The 570-nt window shown below is 31.1% G+C and carries 1 protein-coding gene; it reads left to right on the top strand.

Annotated elements, in window-relative coordinates:
- Positions 1-484, top strand: a 484-nt coding sequence (locus HGP29_RS28540) for a hypothetical protein (RefSeq protein ID WP_211093479.1), incomplete at its 5' end; no start/stop codon positions are given.
- Between the last annotated feature and the right edge of the window lie 86 nt (positions 485-570).

The raw sequence follows: 570 nt of genomic DNA, 5'->3' as shown, positions 1-570 counted from the left end.
GTTGGCAAGCATTAATATGAGGAATATACATTTAATTTTAATATTATATTTCAATTTGATTTCGTGTTCAACTATTTCAAATGAAAATAAGGATGATAAAAGCAGTAATGATAAGATTGATCTTTTAAAAGAAACCCAACAAGAAATTATTTACTCTGAAATTAAAGGAACATTGAATGAAATACCACCAAATGGTAATTATCTTTTTGATGTGGCATTTTCAGAGTGGAACGGTAAATCTTTAGGAGAAAAAGTTACTGTAATTATTAAAAATGGATCAGTAAAAGTCATTTATACTGTAGGTGAAGGAAACTTAACTGCAAAAATTGGAGAGGTACTCGATCAAGGAATCATTTTTAAGCATAAATCAGGTGTTTGGATTATTGGAAAAGATGAATCTGATAAAAGCATTGAAGAAATTGGAGGGTGTACTGGAGGACCAACTATAATTGACTTTAAAAATAAAAAATATTGGATGTGTTAATTTAAAAGAACGACTTGCCAACATCAGCTAATCTCCATCCATCGGTCGACACGCCCTCTGGTCGTAGTTTAGCCATTACGTTACAG

The organism is Flammeovirga agarivorans (assembly GCF_012641475.1).
Lineage (GTDB): Bacteria > Bacteroidota > Bacteroidia > Cytophagales > Flammeovirgaceae > Flammeovirga > Flammeovirga agarivorans.
Note: the sequence above shows the minus strand (reverse complement) of the source record. Positions and strands in the feature narration are given on the sequence as shown.